At 60.6% G+C, this 17,910-nt stretch carries 19 protein-coding genes and 1 tRNA gene; 8 read left to right on the forward strand and 12 right to left on the reverse strand.

The window, feature by feature from the left end; translation table 11 throughout:
- Positions 1–118: 118 nt before the first annotated feature.
- From ADJ70_RS07060 to ADJ70_RS07080, 6 genes are all read right to left on the reverse strand, one after another.
- A complete protein-coding gene (locus ADJ70_RS07060) occupies positions 119–820 on the reverse strand; it encodes an NYN domain-containing protein (protein ID WP_050340464.1) in 702 nt (233 codons plus the stop codon).
- Between the two features lie 403 nt (positions 821–1,223).
- Entirely contained in the window at positions 1,224–2,474 is a 1,251-nt protein-coding gene (locus ADJ70_RS07065; protein WP_050340465.1) for an RNA-binding domain-containing protein, read from the reverse strand.
- 2 nt (positions 2,475–2,476) lie between these two features.
- Positions 2,477–2,947 (reverse strand): DUF4143 domain-containing protein, encoded by a 471-nt coding sequence (locus tag ADJ70_RS07070; protein WP_050340466.1) that lies wholly within the window; start codon positions 2,945–2,947, stop codon positions 2,477–2,479.
- A gap of 256 nt (positions 2,948–3,203) precedes the next feature.
- Positions 3,204–3,386: a hypothetical protein gene (locus ADJ70_RS07075; RefSeq protein ID WP_050340469.1), complete on the reverse strand. Its 183-nt coding sequence runs from the start codon at positions 3,384–3,386 to the stop codon at positions 3,204–3,206.
- A gap of 216 nt (positions 3,387–3,602) precedes the next feature.
- Entirely contained in the window at positions 3,603–4,097 is a 495-nt protein-coding gene (locus ADJ70_RS15655) for a type II toxin-antitoxin system YafQ family toxin (RefSeq protein WP_083443875.1), read from the reverse strand.
- Entirely contained in the window at positions 4,094–4,366 is a 273-nt protein-coding gene (locus ADJ70_RS07080; RefSeq protein WP_050340471.1) for a type II toxin-antitoxin system RelB/DinJ family antitoxin, read from the reverse strand. Before ADJ70_RS07080 ends, ADJ70_RS15655 begins: the two co-directional genes overlap by 4 nt.
- Before the next feature lie 313 nt (positions 4,367–4,679).
- Here ADJ70_RS07080 and ADJ70_RS15660 point away from each other — a divergent pair, with 313 nt between their 5' ends.
- The 5 genes from ADJ70_RS15660 to ADJ70_RS07100 all read left to right on the forward strand — a co-directional run bounded on the left by ADJ70_RS15660 (position 4,680) and on the right by ADJ70_RS07100 (position 6,310).
- Positions 4,680–4,964 carry a phage integrase N-terminal SAM-like domain-containing protein gene (locus ADJ70_RS15660; RefSeq protein ID WP_371256199.1) on the forward strand — a complete coding sequence of 95 codons (285 nt, stop codon included), beginning with the start codon at positions 4,680–4,682 and terminating at the stop codon, positions 4,962–4,964.
- A gap of 28 nt (positions 4,965–4,992) precedes the next feature.
- Positions 4,993–5,256 (forward strand): translation repressor RelB, encoded by a 264-nt coding sequence (locus ADJ70_RS07085; RefSeq protein ID WP_050340472.1) that lies wholly within the window; start codon positions 4,993–4,995, stop codon positions 5,254–5,256.
- A complete protein-coding gene (locus ADJ70_RS07090) occupies positions 5,243–5,596 on the forward strand; it encodes a type II toxin-antitoxin system PemK/MazF family toxin (protein WP_050340473.1) in 354 nt (117 codons plus the stop codon). Before ADJ70_RS07085 ends, ADJ70_RS07090 begins: the two co-directional genes overlap by 14 nt.
- A 143-nt stretch (positions 5,597–5,739) precedes the next feature.
- Positions 5,740–6,012, forward strand: coding sequence for a type II toxin-antitoxin system RelB/DinJ family antitoxin (locus tag ADJ70_RS07095; protein ID WP_050340475.1), 273 nt, complete (start codon positions 5,740–5,742; stop codon positions 6,010–6,012).
- Between the two features lie 4 nt (positions 6,013–6,016).
- Positions 6,017–6,310, forward strand: a complete 294-nt coding sequence (locus ADJ70_RS07100; RefSeq protein WP_083443877.1) for a type II toxin-antitoxin system YafQ family toxin — start codon at positions 6,017–6,019, stop codon at positions 6,308–6,310.
- 39 nt (positions 6,311–6,349) lie between these two features.
- Here the strand turns inward: ADJ70_RS07100 and ADJ70_RS07105 are convergent, their stop codons facing one another.
- The gene (locus ADJ70_RS07105) at positions 6,350–6,826 is read right to left on the reverse strand and encodes a Panacea domain-containing protein (protein ID WP_050340477.1); all 477 of its coding nucleotides are present in this window, start codon (positions 6,824–6,826) and stop codon (positions 6,350–6,352) included.
- A gap of 478 nt (positions 6,827–7,304) precedes the next feature.
- Positions 7,305–8,858 (reverse strand): transposase, encoded by a 1,554-nt coding sequence (locus ADJ70_RS07110; protein WP_050340478.1) that lies wholly within the window; start codon positions 8,856–8,858, stop codon positions 7,305–7,307.
- A gap of 215 nt (positions 8,859–9,073) precedes the next feature.
- Here ADJ70_RS07110 and ADJ70_RS07115 point away from each other — a divergent pair, with 215 nt between their 5' ends.
- The 3 genes from ADJ70_RS07115 (at position 9,074) to ADJ70_RS07125 (ending at position 13,536) form a co-directional block, all read left to right on the forward strand.
- Positions 9,074–10,723 carry an IS1634 family transposase gene (locus ADJ70_RS07115; RefSeq protein ID WP_050340479.1) on the forward strand — a complete coding sequence of 550 codons (1,650 nt, stop codon included), beginning with the start codon at positions 9,074–9,076 and terminating at the stop codon, positions 10,721–10,723.
- Between the two features lie 1,203 nt (positions 10,724–11,926).
- Positions 11,927–12,718, forward strand: coding sequence for a ThiF family adenylyltransferase (locus ADJ70_RS07120; protein WP_253273131.1), 792 nt, complete (start codon positions 11,927–11,929; stop codon positions 12,716–12,718).
- Positions 12,715–13,536, forward strand: coding sequence for a TatD family hydrolase (locus tag ADJ70_RS07125; protein WP_050340481.1), 822 nt, complete (start codon positions 12,715–12,717; stop codon positions 13,534–13,536). Before ADJ70_RS07120 ends, ADJ70_RS07125 begins: the two co-directional genes overlap by 4 nt.
- 223 nt (positions 13,537–13,759) lie before the next feature.
- Here ADJ70_RS07125 and clpX read toward each other — a convergent pair whose 3' ends face one another.
- The 4 genes from clpX to ADJ70_RS07145 form a co-directional block, all read right to left on the reverse strand.
- Positions 13,760–15,106: an ATP-dependent Clp protease ATP-binding subunit ClpX gene (clpX, locus tag ADJ70_RS07130; protein ID WP_050340483.1), complete on the reverse strand. Its 1,347-nt coding sequence runs from the start codon at positions 15,104–15,106 to the stop codon at positions 13,760–13,762.
- A gap of 286 nt (positions 15,107–15,392) precedes the next feature.
- Complete coding sequence (locus ADJ70_RS07135; RefSeq protein WP_050340485.1) at positions 15,393–16,007, reverse strand: ATP-dependent Clp protease proteolytic subunit; 615 nt, start codon at positions 16,005–16,007, stop codon at positions 15,393–15,395.
- Between the two features lie 152 nt (positions 16,008–16,159).
- Entirely contained in the window at positions 16,160–17,647 is a 1,488-nt protein-coding gene (gene tig / locus ADJ70_RS07140) for a trigger factor (protein WP_083443878.1), read from the reverse strand.
- Between the two features lie 69 nt (positions 17,648–17,716).
- A tRNA-Leu gene (locus ADJ70_RS07145) sits at positions 17,717–17,803 on the reverse strand.
- Between the last annotated feature and the right edge of the window lie 107 nt (positions 17,804–17,910).

The raw sequence follows: 17,910 nt of genomic DNA on the forward strand, positions 1-17,910 counted from the left end.
AGACCTCGCACAAGACGTCAAACGTCTCAACAGGACAGCTCACGAGCCTAAGGATTCATGAGATGCCTTACTCTCTTCTGTTCATGTCAGGTCATATTGTGAGATAGGAATACTAGCCCTAATGATACCCAGCGTGCAGAGGCTCTGTTTTTGGGTCTGGGTTCTTTGCCGTACAGGAGTGCAGGCCATCAATATGTTCGTTTAGCTCGATACGAATCGATTGCCACATCGGATCGAGTATGAAATCAATGCCTTCGCGACGAGCGTGCTTTGCCGCTGGAATAAAATCGCTGTCCCCAGCAATCAAGATAATTTGACTAACCAGTCTTTTATATGCAAGAGAGGCAATATCAAGGCCGATACGCATATCGACTCCCTTTTGGATGAAATCTGGTTCAAAGTCTCTCTCGGTCAGTTGATCTACTCTAATCTCACCACGACACAACTTGTTCATGCTCTTTGCCTTCACACGAAACCCTGATTCACGCTCTTGGATCTGCCCCATCCTTAACGCAACCTTGCGCTTATTGGCCAATTCTCCGAAAAACGCGGTTGACCATTCGTATGTTGGCGATTTCCCCATTGGAATGGCTTTTTGCAACAACGGATGATAGAGATTTCCTCCAATCGGAGGACAGTCATAGTAGAAGATACGATACAAGTGATTATCTTCTTGTTCGCTCGTTCCTTTAAGATGCCGTTGGCAGTACTGAACGAGCTCGTTTGCCCGCTGCTTTGGATTCTTCTCTCCAAAAAGATAATAGGAACGCCTCCGATAGAAGGCTCCATCAACGAGAATGGCCGTGGTTTCACTAAACATACCAGTAGAACCTCCAAAAAAACCTCTTGGTTTCGAAAATCCCCTGATAACGGGGTATCTACTTCCAAGAGGTTACATTAATAGACGGCAGGAACAGAATCTCTCCCGTCACAGGTCCATTCTCGCAAAACAAGGCGAGCCAGTCAAGCTATCGGATGCTTCTCAAAGTAACGCATCTGGTCCGACCACGTCTGCCACCTATCTTCTGGGAAGTTACACATGAAGCATGTCATATCCCCGGCTATAGCCGGATGTTTGCTTTAAGCGCGGCGAAAGATGGATGAGTGGTCAAAACCGGTAGTGGCCTCTTACAGACATGAGATCAACATGCCGCCAGTGATCACGCCTGCCCCGGGTGGCTACTCATGCGACCGAGCGCCATCATGTCACGCCGTCACGTCACTTAGGCCCTGATGTAGCGCGTGGCGCGACCAGAACCCTGAACGCGCACGAGGTTCTTCCCAGAGAGCCGCCTTAGCACCCGTAGGACCTTGTCCTTGCCAAACCCGCTTGACTCAACGATCTGGCCGCTCGACAGAACACGTCCCGACACAAAGAGGGAGAGCACCTGCCTCTCCTCGTCATCAAGCTCGAAGGCGCCGTCCACAGTTGGCAGGATAACCGTGATCGACCCATCGGTCACGACAAACCGCGGCTGGGCCTCAATCCTCGCATAGCTTCGCCTGATGCGGCGAACCCCCGTACCAAACTGCTCGATAACATTGAGTCGAAAGAGCACGCCCCCCAGAACGGGGTTCCGCAGGATGGAGAGGTTTCCCGAGAGATAGTCATCGACCGTCATCCCACTTGGCAAACCCCCAGGCGATGCCACCTCGACTCTGTCGTGGAACAGAGAAACCCGGACGTGGGCGCCTACGTCCCACGTCCTATGGGCGAGGGCGTTGGCAACGGCCTCTCGAAAGGCCTCGCGAGGAACCCTCTCGTGCCGCTCCCGCTTGAAGCCCTCTATTCGTTCATAGCTGTAGTAGCGATCGAACATCTCCAGCGCGGCTTCCAGCTGCCGTAGCACAGAGACACCGCTATGGGTCTCCCTGTCAAGGATGCTGTTGATGTCCCCAAAGCGGGCGAGGTCCACCCCGGGAAACGCATTCTTGTCGGCGAGCAGGGCTGCGGCATTGTTGAATCCGTCCTTGACGGTAAGAAGTCCCAAGGTCCTGAGCGTGTCATCGTCGAATGTGCTGATGCCTAGTTCCTTTTCCAAGGCACTTTCGAGCATGCCAAACGATAGGTCCTGACTGCGTGACCTGAGTCCGTCGAAGCTCAGGTTCGATCCCTCCAGCACCAACCTCTTAAGCTCAAGGTCATCAACCTCGACCGTCGAGGTATCGCTGCGCTTATATGCCTTTGACCGATAGAGGTACGGTTTGTCGTCCCCCTCAGGAACTCGCAGCGTCACGACCTTCGTTCGAGGGTTCTCAGTGATCTCGAAGTACGGACGTGGGGATATCCCATCGTTGATGGCGTTCTCAATCCTCAGGCGGTCCCGCTCGGGGTTTTCCAAGCCCACCGTCCTCCCATCGTCCGAGACGCCAAAGAGCACCTCCCCCGTCCCGTAGTTGGCGTATGCGCTTACCGTCTTCAGGAACGTATTTGAGAACTGCTCCTTGAACTCCAGCCGTCTGCTCTCTTTCATGATCACCCTCCCCGCATCCTAGAGGAATCATACGACGCTTCCGACGCAAATACGACACAAATTTTTACGTCGCATTCCGATTGAGAGCTTACGCACAGGCTCTCGAACACGAGGCCGAACGTGTTCAGGTCGCCCATCAGGTCCCCGGGGTCGGCACCGAGCGCCGCCGTGGCTATGGATGGATCCACGAAGTGCCGTGTCGGGGAGGTGCGGACGTCCTCCTTGGAGCGGAGGTTGGGGTTCCACGCCCCCAGATCGTCCGTCACGAATAGCCTCTTGAGGGCAGCCACATACTCGAGGAACGAGGTCCTTCCAAACGACAGCCCCAACTTTGCGACGTCGCGCAACATCGTCTCGTAGCTGCCCTGCGAGGCGGTCATCCTGGCGTACGAGCGCATGAGCATGCACACTCGTTCGGGGTCGCGCCTCACGCCGTCCACCCGCGAGATGTCGGACTCAACGACGGCGTCCACGTAGTCCTGGGCCTGCTACAGGGCAAGCTCCTTGGGCTGGCCAACCGCCTTGGGCCGACCGCATTGGGCCAACCTCCACGACACGTGAGGAACGCGACGTCCCCCAAGGTCAGTCTGCTCCTTGCGATGGTGACTGGCCCGCCGTCAAACAGGGAGCGGAGCGAGACCCCTCCGCTGGACTCCCCCGACTCGAGCAAGAACATCGGGCGCATACGCATCCTGCCAATCCGCCCGATGCCAGAGTGGTGGGCCTTGCTCAGGTCGGGGGTACACCCGATCCGGTCAGTATGAACTGCCCAAACTCATCGCGCTTGTCCACCTCGAAACGCATTGTGTCCCGGAGCTCGGTGACCTCCCGCCACTCATCGATGAGCTTGGAGATCTCGCTCTTGAGAAAAAGCTTGGATCGAGCTGTATCAGCCTGAGATTCTGCCCGCACGTCCTTGGGTCCTGCAGGTATACGACGCTACTCACCGCCTGCTCACACGTCGTGGTTTTCCCGCGCCACGTGGGACCCTCGACGAGCACCGCGCCCTTTGAGGCGAGCTTGTCTTTCAGCGCCAAGTCGAAGACCCTCGGTATGTATGTCGCCATCGGATCTTCTCTCTGGTTTGATGGTCGTGCGAAACGAACTGTTCAGCATGATATCGCCACCTTATATAGACGCAGCCGCTCTTAACGCGGTGGAAGGCGAGGTAGTGTCCCGATGCGACGAAACGATAGGGCGGATGGATAATGCGTTTGACGTCGAGCGGCGTCCCGACTCCGGAAGGTCAGCCAGCGAGTCGACGCGCCCCATGATCGCGTCGGTAGTCTTGAAGGCAGCGGGTTCGTTAAACAGGCAGGGCCTGCAACGAAACAGTTCGTCGTGCGAACCTGTCCTTTGAAAGTACGCAACATCGGCATTTGTACGCCAGATGATGAGCCAGTCTCCCGCATTGGCAACGTGGCATTCGTTGCTGCCTCCCCACTTGCCCGAGAGACGATGCATATTGTGCCGCTGTCTCAGAATGTTCATCGATTCGACAGTGTTGTCCAACACGAGACCGATGACAGCTTCAAGGTCTGTAAGACTCCAATTGCGCCTCGCAGCCTTCTTCAAATCGCGGCTAAATGCAGGAGCATACTTTGCCTTAAGGCGTCCTATCATGCAAGTGCTGCCTGAATGAGATCGTGAGCAGTGGCGTAGCTCTGTCCTGTGCCTGAGTGGATCATCTCCTCCGTTTCGCGAATAGCCTCAAGCGATTCCTCATTGGGTTCGGGATCGGAAAGATTCAGCGGAATCCTGTTCTCTCGAATCATTTGCATGTAAAACGCACGTGTGACCGAAGATAGGTCAAAGCCGAAGTGCTCGGCGATGCGCGAAGCGCCCTCTTTGATCTCACCGTCAACGCGAATTGTTACCGATGAAGCAGCCATGTTATCCTCGCTCTCATACGTACTGACATTGTCAGTATAACGTCTTACGTGATGCTTTTCAAGGACCATGGTTATGCAGGCAAATGTGATATTGTCTTACAAATGCCATGCCAATACTACTGGCATCCCAGTTCGCTATGCCGTCAAATAGCCATTTGGCTGTCCAATCCACAGCCACCCTGCACACTGTTCCAAATCCCCTCAAAGGAAAGGAACAGCCCCATGGAAGTCATCATCAACATCGTCCCGTCCCACATGCAGCCCCTCTCGACGCGTTCCAGCTCAAGCAGCTCAAGGCCACGATGAGAGCCGCATTCGAGCGCACCAAGACCCCGTCGGCCCAGGACCCGGCCGACCTGCTGAAGCTCTTCCTTACGGCAAAGGAGATCGAGGCTACTCGCCCAGGACAATCGCCTACTACCGCACCACGCTCGCGCTCATGACGCAAGCCCTCGCAAAGCCCTACACCCAGGTAACGAGCGACGACCTGCGCGCCTACCTCGCCGAATACAAACAGGAACGTGCGGCCGGAAAGGTCACCATAGGCAATATCCGCCGCATCATGTCGAGCTGTCAGATGCTAAAATACATACAATAGGTATATATTTTCCAATAATGGAGTAACTATGGCAGCTACAGCAACACTCAACACGAAGGTAGAGCCCTCCGACAAGGAGCGCTTCTCCAGAACAGCCGAGTCCCTGGGCATGAATGCATCCACCGCGTTGAAGGTATTTGTACTCAAGTTCAACGAGTGCGGAGGGTTCCCCTTCGATGTACGTCGCGATCCGCGTATCAACTACGCGAACAACGAGACCCTCCACGCCCATATGGAAGCCAGCAAGCTCGTAGTTCCTGCAGGGTGGAGAGACGACGATGACGACGAATAGCCCCAGACCCTTCGAGGTGTGGAGGCTGGAGTTCGTTTACGAGGACCAACCCAAGGTCAGCAAGGTGCGGCCTGCCATCGTAGCCGTCGTCGACCACGACAAGGACACCGCCCTCGTGGCGAAGGTGACAGGTCACGGTCCAAGACCTGAGTTCCCCGGCGAGGTCAGGATAGTCGACTGGCAGCAGGCTGGGCTTACGAAGCCCTCAACAGCGCGGTGCTCGAAAACGATGACCGTTCCCCTCGCTGCGTTCGACAACGCTTCGCGGTACGGCCCCCTATCGAAGGAAGATGCCCGAGCCGTTGAGCAGGCTCTCCGAGATCTCGGTGCTATTCTTTAACAGTCATGACTGCGATATGCCGGTGTCAAACATAAGACCTTATATAAATGGCTATTTGGCGGCATAGTGAACTGGGATGCCAGTAGTATTGGCATGGCATTTGTAAGACAATATCATATTTATGTCTTACAAAGGAGGCAGCCATGGCATCTGTGACGATACGTGTGGACGATGAGACCAAGGCCGAGGCGACCGAGATCGTCGAGGACTTCGGCTTCGACCTCTCGTCGGTCACGAGGGCATTCTACCGTCAGATCGTGCGCGAGCGCAGGATCCCCCTGAGCCTCTCGTACGACGTCCCCAACGACGAAACCATCGCCGCCCTACGCGAGGGTGCCGAGATTCTGGCCACAGGCGGCACGGGACAGTCGTTCTCGTCCGGCCGCGACCTTCTCGATGCGGCATACAAGGCCTGATGCCATGGGGAGACTTGAGGCCCAGTACAGCCCGGCGTTCGTCCGGGACGCCAAGAGGCTCAGGAAGAAGCACGTGGATGACACCGCGCTCGCAGGGGTCATCGATCTCATAGTGAGAAACACGCCCGAGGCCCTCGAGCGACTCCGGCGCAGACACCGCATGCATACGCTTGCTGGTAACTGGGCGGGAAGCAACGAGCGCCATGTTGCCAACACGGGTATCCTTGTTACTCATTTATCCGGGATCCGCAGACAGCGGGCCACCTCACGCATGGCAACCCGTCAACGTGCGAGGTGATCGAACGCTTGGCGGAGAGTCGCTCGGTCACCCTTGAATTCAGTTCTCTCCCCCTAAGAACAGGGGGTTGTCGCACCGGCGCGAGGCATAGAAGCCCTCTATCGCCTCATTAGAGATGACCACGCTGCAGCGATCGCTATCCCCACACCCCTGACGCGCATCGCTCCACGGTGCCTCCCCATGCGAGAGTCCGCTAAGCTGATCGCCTTCATAGTCGCCGAGCACATGCAAGGTCCGGTCAACGAACGATCGCTCGTGCTCGCTAAGGGGTTGGACGATCTTGGGATTGGGAGCAATGTCCCCCGGTCCGATGATGAACCTTCCCCTATGCCTGCGGTAGAGCTCAAGGGAGACGGGGCCGTTCACCCACGCCTGAAAGGTCTCGGGAAAAAGTGGACGGTGCGTCTCGACGAGGGAAAGCGCGTTGCTGTAGAAGGCGAGCTTCTGCAGCTTCATGGTCGAAACATATCCCGTCTTCTCAAGAATATATTCAGCAACATCAAGTATACTCGCCATGACCCCTCCCCTACGGAACCGCATCCGACAAAACGTATGATGGATCTGTCTCTGCCTTCTGATGACAACATATTTTAACCGGTGTAGCCCAAAAGGACGAGACGTTGGCCAGATCCGTATGGGAAATGGAAGGATGATACGGTGCAACCAATCACCACAGCGATGATGGTGAGGGCAAGCCAAGCGTCATTGGGCTCCTCGGGAGTTTGTGTGAGTGAACGTCTCAGCAAAGACGCCAAGCTAGCGGCGGCGGCGCTCGCGCAGAGCTTGTTCCGCAGTTCCGCAGTATAGAGATCGAGTTTTCTTTCATTGTCCCTGCTGGAGCACTCATCCTCTTGTCAAATCAGATGAATTTTTTTGCTCGCGCTTCCTACCGTAGTATCATACGGGCAGGGAAACGGAAGGGAGCGCGATGTACCTCAAGCAGACGCCGCAGAGGGGCGGCAGGGTCAGCCTCTCGACCTAAATTCCCGGAGAGTTATGACATGGTCGGCAGCTTGTAGCCCAGCCTGTCGAAGATGTCTCGCTGCCTCCCGGTGACCTCCAGCACCCTGGGCCTGTGGCCCTTCCGCGTGTGGCGCTCGATGGTCTCCACCTCGTCGAGCAGGCCCTCGAGCGTGTATTCCTCGTCGAGCCCCGTCTCGCGCATGCGGCGACGCAGCCACGCCGTCAGCACGAGCGCGACGAACGTCACGAACAGCTTCCCCGCGAGCGTCCCCTCGGTGGACACGCGCGGAGTGCGGAGGTCGAGCAGGGACTTGACGTCGCCGAAGCGCTTCTCTATGGCGTCCTTGTCGCGATAGGCGGCCAGCGCCTCGAAGGGACCCATGACCTCGTTGGAGAACAGCGCGAAGTACCCCGCGCGGGCCGTGGCGGCCGCGATGGCCGCGTCCCTGCCCACCGGCCTGCCGCGCACGACCTCGAAGTACTCGTCGTAGTGGCGCTCGTGGGCCTCGACGCGGTTGCCGGCGGAGAGCTCGGAGGCGCAGGCGCGCAGCAGCGCCGCGAGCCTGCGCTCTGCCTCGGCCGCCCTGGAGGCGTCGAAGAAGAGGTACACGTAGCTGCGCCGCCTTGCCCTGACGACGTCGCCCCTGCGCGGGCGCCTCTCCTCGTAGTCCCACCCGTGCGCGACCCTCATGCCGTAGAGCCCGGTGGAGGGGTCGTAGTTCTTCCAGCTCCTGAGCTCGCCGGCATGCGCGTCGACGGCGTCCCTGAACAGCCTCAGCGACGTCGGCATGCCCATCAGGAACTTGAGGTGCTCGCGCATCATGGCGTTGACGTTGGTGGCCGACCAGAAGCCGCGGTCCATCACCAGGCGAACCCTGCCGGGGAGGGAGGGCTCCATGTCCCTTATGAGCGCCCTCACCGTGGAGACGTCCGCTATGTTGCCCGCCACCTTGCGGTAGTGCAGCGGCATGCCGCTGTCCTGCCCCACCAGCATCGCCAGGTTGATCTGCGGCAGCGGCACGCCGTCCTTGTTGCGGCCCCACCTGACCTGGGCGAGGGCCTCGGAGTACGACGATATCGACGTCGTGTCGTAGAAGAGCCGGTCGCCCCGCCCGTGACGCCCGGCGAGGGCCGAGCAGAACGCGTCGCGCTCCGCCTCGCCGATCGAGGCCAGCAGCTCCGAGGAGCGCTGGGAGGCGATCGGGGCGCCGTGGGGCGTGGCGTGGGTGGCCGCGTACCTGGGGAAGCGCGACAGCGGGGCGGAGCCCTCGCAGATCATGTAGTGGGCCAGCGACAGCACCTGGTCCGAGCCGTGGGGCAGCGCGCGCCCGAGCGCCGCCGCGACCCCAGACTCGCCGGCAGCGGCGTCGAGCAGCGCGCACGCGCCGTAGAACTCGCGCCTGGGACCGGGCGACGGGGCCCTGGTCGGCCTGTTGGGCACGACCTCGCCGGTCCCTGGGTCGACGTGCCCGACCAGCCTGCGCCTGCCGTAGCGCGACTGCTTCCTCTTTGGGTCCCACCTCGCCTCGGCCTCGTACACGTACACGGTGCCCGTGCGCCTGTCGGTCTGCCTTATCAGGGCCATCTCCGCCCTCCCTGCCGTCAATGAACCACGTCATATATAATGATACATGACGTGGTTCCGGAACACAAGATATGGGAGCCTGTCAGGCTCCCATGCACAAATCACCCACATGATGTGGAGGCAGTCAGTTCACGTCATACAAAAGTCGGGAATGCAGGCTCTCGATAGTCGAGAGCTGGTGGGACCCCGGCAAGGGCCGCTCGCGCCAACGCACCGTGGAGAACCTGGGCCACCTGGACGCCCTCGCCGCCGAGCACGCCGACCCCGTGGCCTGGGGCAGGGCGCGCGCCGCCGAGCTGACCGAGGCCAGGAGGGCGTCCGAGCAGTCGGTCCCCATCGAGGTCCACCCCGCCCAGAGGATCGACAAGCGCGCCTCCAACAGGAAGAACCTGGGGTGCGCGATAGCGCTCTCGCAGTACGCCGCGCTCGGCGTCGAGCGGCCGCTGCGCAACCGCATGCGCGGGAGGCGCGTCGGGTACGACCTCAACGCCGTGCTGAGGCTCCTCGTCTGCGAGCGGATCGTCGACCCGGGCTCGAAGAGGGCGGCCTGGCCCGACAGGGGGCGCCACTTCTTCCGCGCGGAGTTCACCGACGACGACGCCTACCGCGCGCTGGACGAGCTGGCGGCGTCGAGGGACGCCGTCGTCTCCGCGATGAACAGGTCGATCGCCGCCTCCGGAGCCCGCGACCTGTCGGCGGTGTACTACGACGTGACCAACTACTACTTCGAGGTCGACAAGGAGGACGGGCTCAGGAGGAAGGGGGTCAGCAAGGAGCGCAGGCCCAACCCCATCGTGCAGATGGGCCTGCTCCAGGACGCCAACGGCATCCCGATGGCCTACCGCAAGTTCCCCGGGAACACCGCCGACTGCCGGACGATGATCCCGGTGCTATCCGACATGAAGCGCGACTGCGGCGTCGACCGCGTCGTCACCGTGGCCGACAAGGGGCCCGACTGCTCGGAGAACATCGCCGCCGCAGCCGCCTCCGGCGACGGGTTCGTCCTCTCCCAGTCGGTGCGCGGCACCAGGTCGGACAAGGAGCTCAGGGCGTGGGTGCTCTCTGAGGAGGGCTACGAGCGCGGGGCGGGCGGCGACGCGAGGTTCAGGTCGAAGTCGAGGCAGGGCTTCAAGACCGTCCACCTCAGGGCGGCCGACACGGCGTCGGGCAGGACCCAGGACGTGCGCGTCGACGTCAAGTACGTGGCCTTCTGGTCCGAGAGGTACGCACGCCGGGCACGCCGCGAGCGAGAGAGGGTCATCGAGAGGGCCAGGGGGCTCGTGGCGAACCCGGGCGCCTACACGAGGGCCACCAGCCACGGGGCCGCCCGGTTCGTCAGGAACCTGCACTTCGACGGCAAGACCGGGGAGGTCATCGAGACGCGCAGGCTGGAGCTCGACGAGGAGGCCATCGCCGAGGCAGAGCGCTACGACGGCTACTACCTCATCGTCACCAGCGAGACCGGCTGGCCAGACGGCAAGGTCATCGACACCTACCGGGAGCTCTGGAGGATAGAGGAGTCGTTCAGGGTCACGAAGTCCGAACTCAGGACGCGACCCGTCTACGTGTGGACGCCTCGGCACATAGAGGCTCACCTCCTCGTCTGCTACGTGGCGCTCACGATACTGCGGCTGCTGCAGCGCGCGACCGGCCTGCCCTGCGGACGCATCCGCGAGGAGATCGCCGCCATGTCGGGCACCAACGTGGACGCCAACTGGTGGGTCTTCGACCATCGCACAAATGAGTCTGACCTGCTCGTGGGGGCCGTGGGTCTGGAGGACCTCAAGCTCAGGGTCCTGACCACGGGCAGGGCGACGGAGATCCTGGCAAAGGCGGCAAAGGGTAGGATACCGCAGGCAAAATGATCATGGGAGACAAGACATGTCCGCAGGCCTGGGCCCCTTTTATTTGAAATTTACTGCGGAAGTCAGGATATATTTTAACCAGTGTAGCCCAAAAGGACGAGACGTTGGCCAGATCCGTATGGGAAATGGAAGGATGATACGGTGCAACCAATCACCACAGCGATGATGGTGAGGGCAAGCCAAGCGTCATTGGGCTCCTCGGGAGTTTGTGTGAGTGAACGTCTCAGCAAAGACGCCAAGCTAGCGGCGGCGGCGCTCGCGCAGAGCTTGTTTTCCCGACCAAAGGGGAGGGGGCCAGCGAGGGGACGCCGCCGGCGCGCCATGGCGGTCGAGGCCCTCGTTCCACCCGACGCGGCTCGCGTCGCAACAGTGTACACAAGTGCCTCAAAACGGATCCGAGAGGCCAGTTTCGCCGATCTGTGTACACTCTTTGTCCCCACGCCTGTCCACTACGGCGCACCTCACGGAAAGGCGCACTCTGCACTCGCCCCTCGATCGCGGCGAGACCAAAAAGCGCATTCTGCTCCAGCGCCTCACCAAAAACCGCAGTTTGGTTAGTCCGGGGGTCTTAGAGTGCGCTTTTCCGTCACGTCACGGTGCCCGGGAGGTGTGGGGCAACCCCCCGCCAGGCTGCGGGGCACTATGGAGAATGCCTCAACTGGGCAAATGCGCTCGAGCAACCCCCCGCCAGCCTGCGGGGCGGCTTGCGCGAGGGTCCGCAGATCTCGGTTCGGAGTCTGGCCTCACGGAAAGGCGCACTCTGCCCGACCGGCGGGCTTCAGAATGCGCCTTTCCGTAGAATGCGCTTTTCCTCACCTGGGCAAACGTCGAGCCACCTCACGGAAAAGCGCACTCTGCAGCCGACGCAACCGCAACAGTGTACACAAATGCCTCAGAACGGCGCCGAGAAGCCGTTTTCGCCGATCTGTGTACACTCTTTGTCCCCACGGCCGCTCGTGCGACTGGATAGGGCCACGGGTCCCACGACATCGACGGTCCCATGGCCCCCGTGATGCCAAGGCGCTCGGACCTGAGGCCCACGCCGCCGGGGCGGCGGCACATTTGCGCTGCCAGGCGCTCCTCTCGCCGCTCGTTGCCCTAGAATGTCACAGGCACGGTATACGCAGGATGCCTGAACAGGAGCAGTTAGGGTGGGCATCTCGGCTGGCGCGCTTCAACGCTTGGGGTTTGTAAAGGAGGATAGTGGGCACACAAGAGGACGAAAGACCGAAGGGCACAGCCCAAGAGAGCGCAACCGACCGTCTGCGCCTGGTCATGGGTAAGGCAAGGCTCGCTCGCGTGCAGGCGGCCCGCGTGATGGTGGTGGGCCTGGGAGGCGTAGGCTCCAACTGCGCAGAGGCACTCGCGCGGGGTGGCGTGGGCTCGCTTGTGCTCGTAGATCGTGATGTGGTGGCCCCCAGCAACATCAACCGACAGGCCGTCGCCTACCAGAGCACCGTAGGTCAGGCCAAGACAGAGGTCATGGCGCGCATCGTGGCTGACATAAACCCCACCTGCGAGGTCACGACCCTGCGAGCCTTTCTCTCTAAGGAGAGTCTCGTGCCTGCGCTCTCTACCCTCCCGTGCCCAGACTATGTGGTTGACGCCATTGACACGATAAGCCAGAAGCTCATCCTCGCCCGCTGGTGCCAGGATGAGGGCCTGCCGCTCGTGAGCAGCATGGGGGGTGCAAACAAGCTCGACCCAACGCGTCTGCGCTTCTCCGACATCGGGTGCACCACCAACGATCCCCTTGCACGCATCATGCGCAAGGAGTGCCGCAGACGTGGCATTCGACACCTGGAGGTGCTGTGGTCCGACGAGCGGCCCCAGGAGCCGGAAGGCAAGGCAGTAGCCTTGGGCGAGGGTGGCTTCGTACGCGAGGGCGCCTCGATACTCGGCACGATGAGCTATCTGTCACCCATTATGGGACAGATGATCGCAGGTCGTGTGATCAGTGAGCTTGCCGGGCTCAGCTGGGGGCGACAGGTATGACTGCTGGCGACGGAGACGAGACGGGCAAGGGAGCAACTAGGCTCTTCGATGCCCACTGCCACCTGGACCTCATGTCCAACGCCACCCAGGTCGCACGGGACGCCGCAGCTGGCGGCCTGGCCTTTCTTGCCGTAACGGTGGAACCTGGAGGTTACGAGGCGGCTCGCCTCACCTTGGGCGAACTGGCCAACGTTCATCTTGCAGCCGGCCTACACCCCTGGTGGGTGGCCGACGGGCGTTGTGGGCCAGATGACGTGAAGCGCACAACAGAGCTCGCCGCGCAGACGCGCCTCATCGGCGAGATTGGTCTAGACTTCTCGCCTCGACACGTCCCCAAGAACACAGAGGCGACCCAAGTGACAGCCTTTCGTAGCATCTGCCAGGCTGTCGCGAGGACGAGCGACCCCGCCACCCCTAAGGTCCTCTCGATCCATGCGGTGCGCGCGGCGAACAGCTGTCTGGACATCCTCGAGGAGACAGGCTGCCTCAGGCGCTGCCGCTGCGTATTCCACTGGTTCTCGGGCAGCTCAGACGAGCTCCATCGCGCCGTTCAAGCCGATTGCTGGTTCTCCGTCAATGAGATGATGCTCAGGACACGGCGCGGGCGCGAGTACGCAAGGCAGCTCCCCCTCGCGCAGCTCCTTACCGAGACCGACCTCCCACCACACGCGGGCGAGCCTTTCTCGGCCATTGCCATACAAGAGTCGCTTGAGCGCACCATAGGTGCAGTCGCAGCCATTCGCAGGCTGAATCCCGAGGAACTGCGCAAGACGCTCGCCACGAACGCGCGAGCCCTCCTCTCGTCTCCCCTCAGCTAGCATCAGAGTCAGTAGACTTTACGTTATCGTTTGCCATTCCAAAGTTAGTGCCCGCCAGATTGGCGGGCACTAACGATCTAAGCTCAACTGGGCAAATGTCGCTATGACAGTGCCCCGCAGATTGCGGGGCACTAAGCGCCGGACGAGCTTCGGGGCGCCAACCGCATGACAGGCTTCGGGGCACCAACCGCCGGGCGAGCTGCGGTGCCACTTGGCCATGAGACTAGCTCGCGCGATGCCTCGTATAGTAGCCTACGCCCGCATCCTCGACAGCACCGGGGTTACGCACGAGCTCGGGAGACACGCCTCCGCCAACCGACGCCGACGTCACAATGGCCCTTGTTATCTCAAGGTCGCTCGGCAGGTCGAACATCGTCTTCTGCAGCGTCGCCTCGCAGATCGCACGCAGACCGCGGGCACCCGTGCCGCGCTCAAGGGCCTGATGGGCAATCTCTCTCAGTGCATCCTTCGTGAACTCAAGCTCAACGCCCTCGATCTCGAACATGCGCTTGTACTGCTTGACGATGGCGTTCTTGGGCTGGGTCAGTATCTCGACCAGATCGTCCTCGGTAAGCTCCTTGGTGGAGGTGATCACCGGAATACGCCCGATGAACTCGGGGATCATGCCAAACTTATGCAAGTCCTGGGGCATGACCTGCGCCATGAGCTCATCCTCGTTGTCCTCGATCTTCTTGGCCAGCTCCGCGTTAAAGCCAATGCCCTTTTTGCCTATGCGATCGGCCACGATCTTGTCGAGTCCCACGAAAGCTCCGCCGCAGATGAACAGAATGTTCTTGGTATCGATATGGATGAGCTCCTGCTGGGGATGCTTGCGCCCCCCCTGCGGTGGCACGCTCGCCTCGGTGCCCTCGAGGATCTTGAGAAGCGCCTGCTGAACGCCCTCGCCAGACACGTCACGCGTGATGGAGAGATTCTCGGCCTTGCGAGCTATCTTGTCTATCTCGTCCACGTAGACGATGCCCACCTGCGCCCGCTCGACGTCGCCGTCTGCAGCTGTGATGAGCTTGAGCAGGATATTCTCCACGTCTTCGCCCACATAGCCCGCCTCGGTCAGCGTCGTCGCGTCGGCGATGCAAAACGGCACCTCAAGGAAGCGCGCCAGCGTCTGGGCCAAAAGCGTCTTTCCCGTTCCCGTGGGGCCAAGGAGCAGGATGTTGCTTTTGGCAAGCTCGACGTGCTCGGTTTCCTCCTCGGTGGACTCCTCACCGTCCGCATCCCCATCGTCACCCGAGAGGATGCGACGATAGTGATTATAGACGGCAACGCTCATCGAGCGCTTCGCCTCCTCCTGACCCATTACGTACTGCGAGAGCTCGTCGTAGATCTCATGCGGAGTCGGAAGGTTACGGATGGGTATCGAGTGGTCGAAGTCGACGTCCTCGACCATGCTCGCGTTCGCCTCGGTCAGGATGTCCGAGCACTCACCTACGCACTCATCGCAGATAAAGACGCCGTTTCGCCCCTGGATGAGTTTGTTGACCTGGTCGCGGCTCCTCCCGCAGAACGAGCAGCAAACGTCGTTGTTACCCAGCGTGCCGTTTCGTGCCATCTGGCTTCTCCTCATTTGAACGTCATGTGCCACACATGGTATGGCAATAGCTACATGGATTGAGTCGCCTCATTGTAGCAGCCCGCCGCAGGCGACTCTATCCTTAATATTAGCCTAAAAAACCTTCCCTTGGTGTGACGTGACCGATTTCAGGCGACCTACACGTGACTCCCGTGATGGTACTCTCCACGGTGTATAGAGCCTCCCGTGTCTTGAGCATACCCAAGCGGCCGCATGGTGTCGTTCCTCGAACAACGTCCTTTCATCAGCCACGCTAGCAACCAACTTAGTCAATCTGCTCGGAGCGAGAGGTGATGACCTTGTCAACCAGACCGTACTGATGTGCCTCACGGGCACGCATGTAGTGGTCGCGCTCGGTGTCCTCGTTGATCTTCTCGACAGACTGGCCCGTGTACTGGGAGAGCAGCTCATTTATGTGCTGGCGGAGCCACTTGGTCTCGTCGGCCACGATCTGGATGTCGGTCTGCTGACCCTGGGCCCCACTTGAGGGCTGGTGGATCATGACCATCGAGTTGGGCAGCGCCAGGCGCTTGCCCTTAGCTCCGGCCGCCAGCAGGACGGAGGCCATCGAGGCAGCCATGCCTACGCAAATGGTCGACACGTCGGGCTTTATGAAGTTCATGGTATCGAGGATGCCCAGACCAGCATAGATCTCACCGCCGGGCGAGTCGATGTAGAGCGAGATATCCTTGTCGGGATCCTGACTTTCTAGGTGCAGGAGCTGCGCGACCACGAGATTGGCGGTGTCGCGCGTGATCCCCTCGCCCAAAAAGACGATGCGGTCGTTCAGGAGGCGTGAGTAGATGTCATAGCTGCGCTCACCGCGCGGGGTCTGCTCAATGACGTAGGGGATCAGGGGTATATTCGTAGGATTGTGCATGTGGTACTCCCTTTCTTACCAAATAGGCGCTCCAGGGCACTGTACCCACGGAGCGCCTCCTCAAAACCAAGCGACGGAAAGCGAGCGAGGGTGATGGGCTGCCAACCTGCTGATACCACCGATGGGAGCGGCCGCGACAGGTCTCGAGGCGTCTACCCCTCGTCCTGCCCGAGGGCGCCTTCCCCCTCAGTATCCGTCCCGGAGTCGGCATCGGCATGTTCGGGCTCACGGCCAACCTGCTCGGCGTCAGTCTCGGCCCCAAGGCCCGCCTGCTCGGCCTCATCGGCGGCATCGTGACCCGCCTGCTCGGCCTCGCTCTCGGACTCATCATGCTTGGCGCGAGCTTCGGCGACCTCGTCCACCTCGACCACGGTGCAGTTGTCCACGAGCCACTTGACGGCCTTGGTACGACGGATGGACTCGCGAATGGCAGGCATCCGTCCATTTGCGGTGAAGACCTCCACCGAGAGATCCACGTCCTCGACGTCAGCACGCTCGAACTCGTTTCGGATGTCATCCTCGGTCACGTCGAACTCAAGGTGGCGTGCGAGGGCATCGAGGGCCAGCGACTGGCGGGCACGCTCATCCGCCTGCACGCGCAGGTCGGCGAGGAAGGCATCGCTCTTGATCTGTCGGGCCGAGAGGTACATGTCAAGCGTCATGCCCCGCCGCTGGAGCCGGGAGAGAAACTCGTTGGCAAGCTCGGAAAAGACCTGGTTGCCGTAGGCATCGGGCACCTTCTCGATCTGAAGATGCTTGCCCGCCTCCTCAACGACGCGATCCTCCTTGAGCCGTGGCAGGTCGGACTCTTTCCCCTCCTCGATCTCCTCCTTGACAGCGTCACGAAACTCTGCCACGGTGTCGAAACCGAAGTTCTTCTTTGCAAACTCATCATCGAGCGTGGGGACGACGGCCTTCCTGAAGCCCTTGAGGGTGACGGTTACGGAGAACGCCTTGCTTTCCCCCTCATCGCCCTCAACGGTCCACTCGATATCCTTGGTCTCGCCCCTCCTCATGCCGACGATACCCGCGACGTACTCCTTGGGTAGGTAGGAGCTGCTCAGGGAGATCTGGCGACCCTCTCCCTCGGGCACGGCCCTGCCCTCGTGGTTCGTGGAGTCGACGACCACGACGTCGCCCTCGACTGCGGCGCGATCCTCCTCGACATCCTCATAGCTGGAGTGGTAGCTCATGAGCTCCTCGATCTGCTGATCTATCTCGGCCTCGGTCGCGTCCTTAGGGGGCATCTTGATGGTGGGCGCGTCATAGGAGTCGAGCTCGCAGATCGGGGGCACCGAGATCGTGACGGTAGCGCTCAGCTGCTCGTGCTCCACAACGGTAGGAACGTCCTCACCGTAGTCGGGACGCCCGACCGGCACGACGTCGAGCTCCTCGAGCATCTGGGGCTGGGCCATGTTGATGAGGTCCTCCGTGGCCTGAGCGAGGACCGCATCGCGACCAACGATGCCGTTGACAACAGGGCGCGGCGCACGGCCACGGCGAAAGCCCTGAAAGTTGTACTTCTTGGCTATGTCCTTGTAGGCCATGTCGATGGCCTTGTCGACCTCGTCGGCAGGCACGGTAAGATTTGCGATCACCTGATCGTTCTGGGACCTATCGGCAGTGACGGTGATGTTCAACGTTCCTCCAGTTTCTCGATGCAGGCGATGCCTGCGGCACCACCCTCAGCCCTACGCACATGCGCCTCGTGGTGCGGGCGAAAGGACTCGAACCTTCATGGGGTCACCCCCACTGGAACCTAAATCCAGCGCGTCTGCCAGTTCCGCCACGCCCGCGTGTGCACACAGCCCAACTATGATAGCAAACTACACCCGGGCCGCAAAAGGAGGAACCATCTTTTTCATTGGCTCAACGTGACGTGGCCCAATAGCTTGAGGCAAGC

The organism is Olsenella sp. oral taxon 807 (assembly GCF_001189515.2).
Lineage (GTDB): Bacteria > Actinomycetota > Coriobacteriia > Coriobacteriales > Atopobiaceae > Olsenella_F.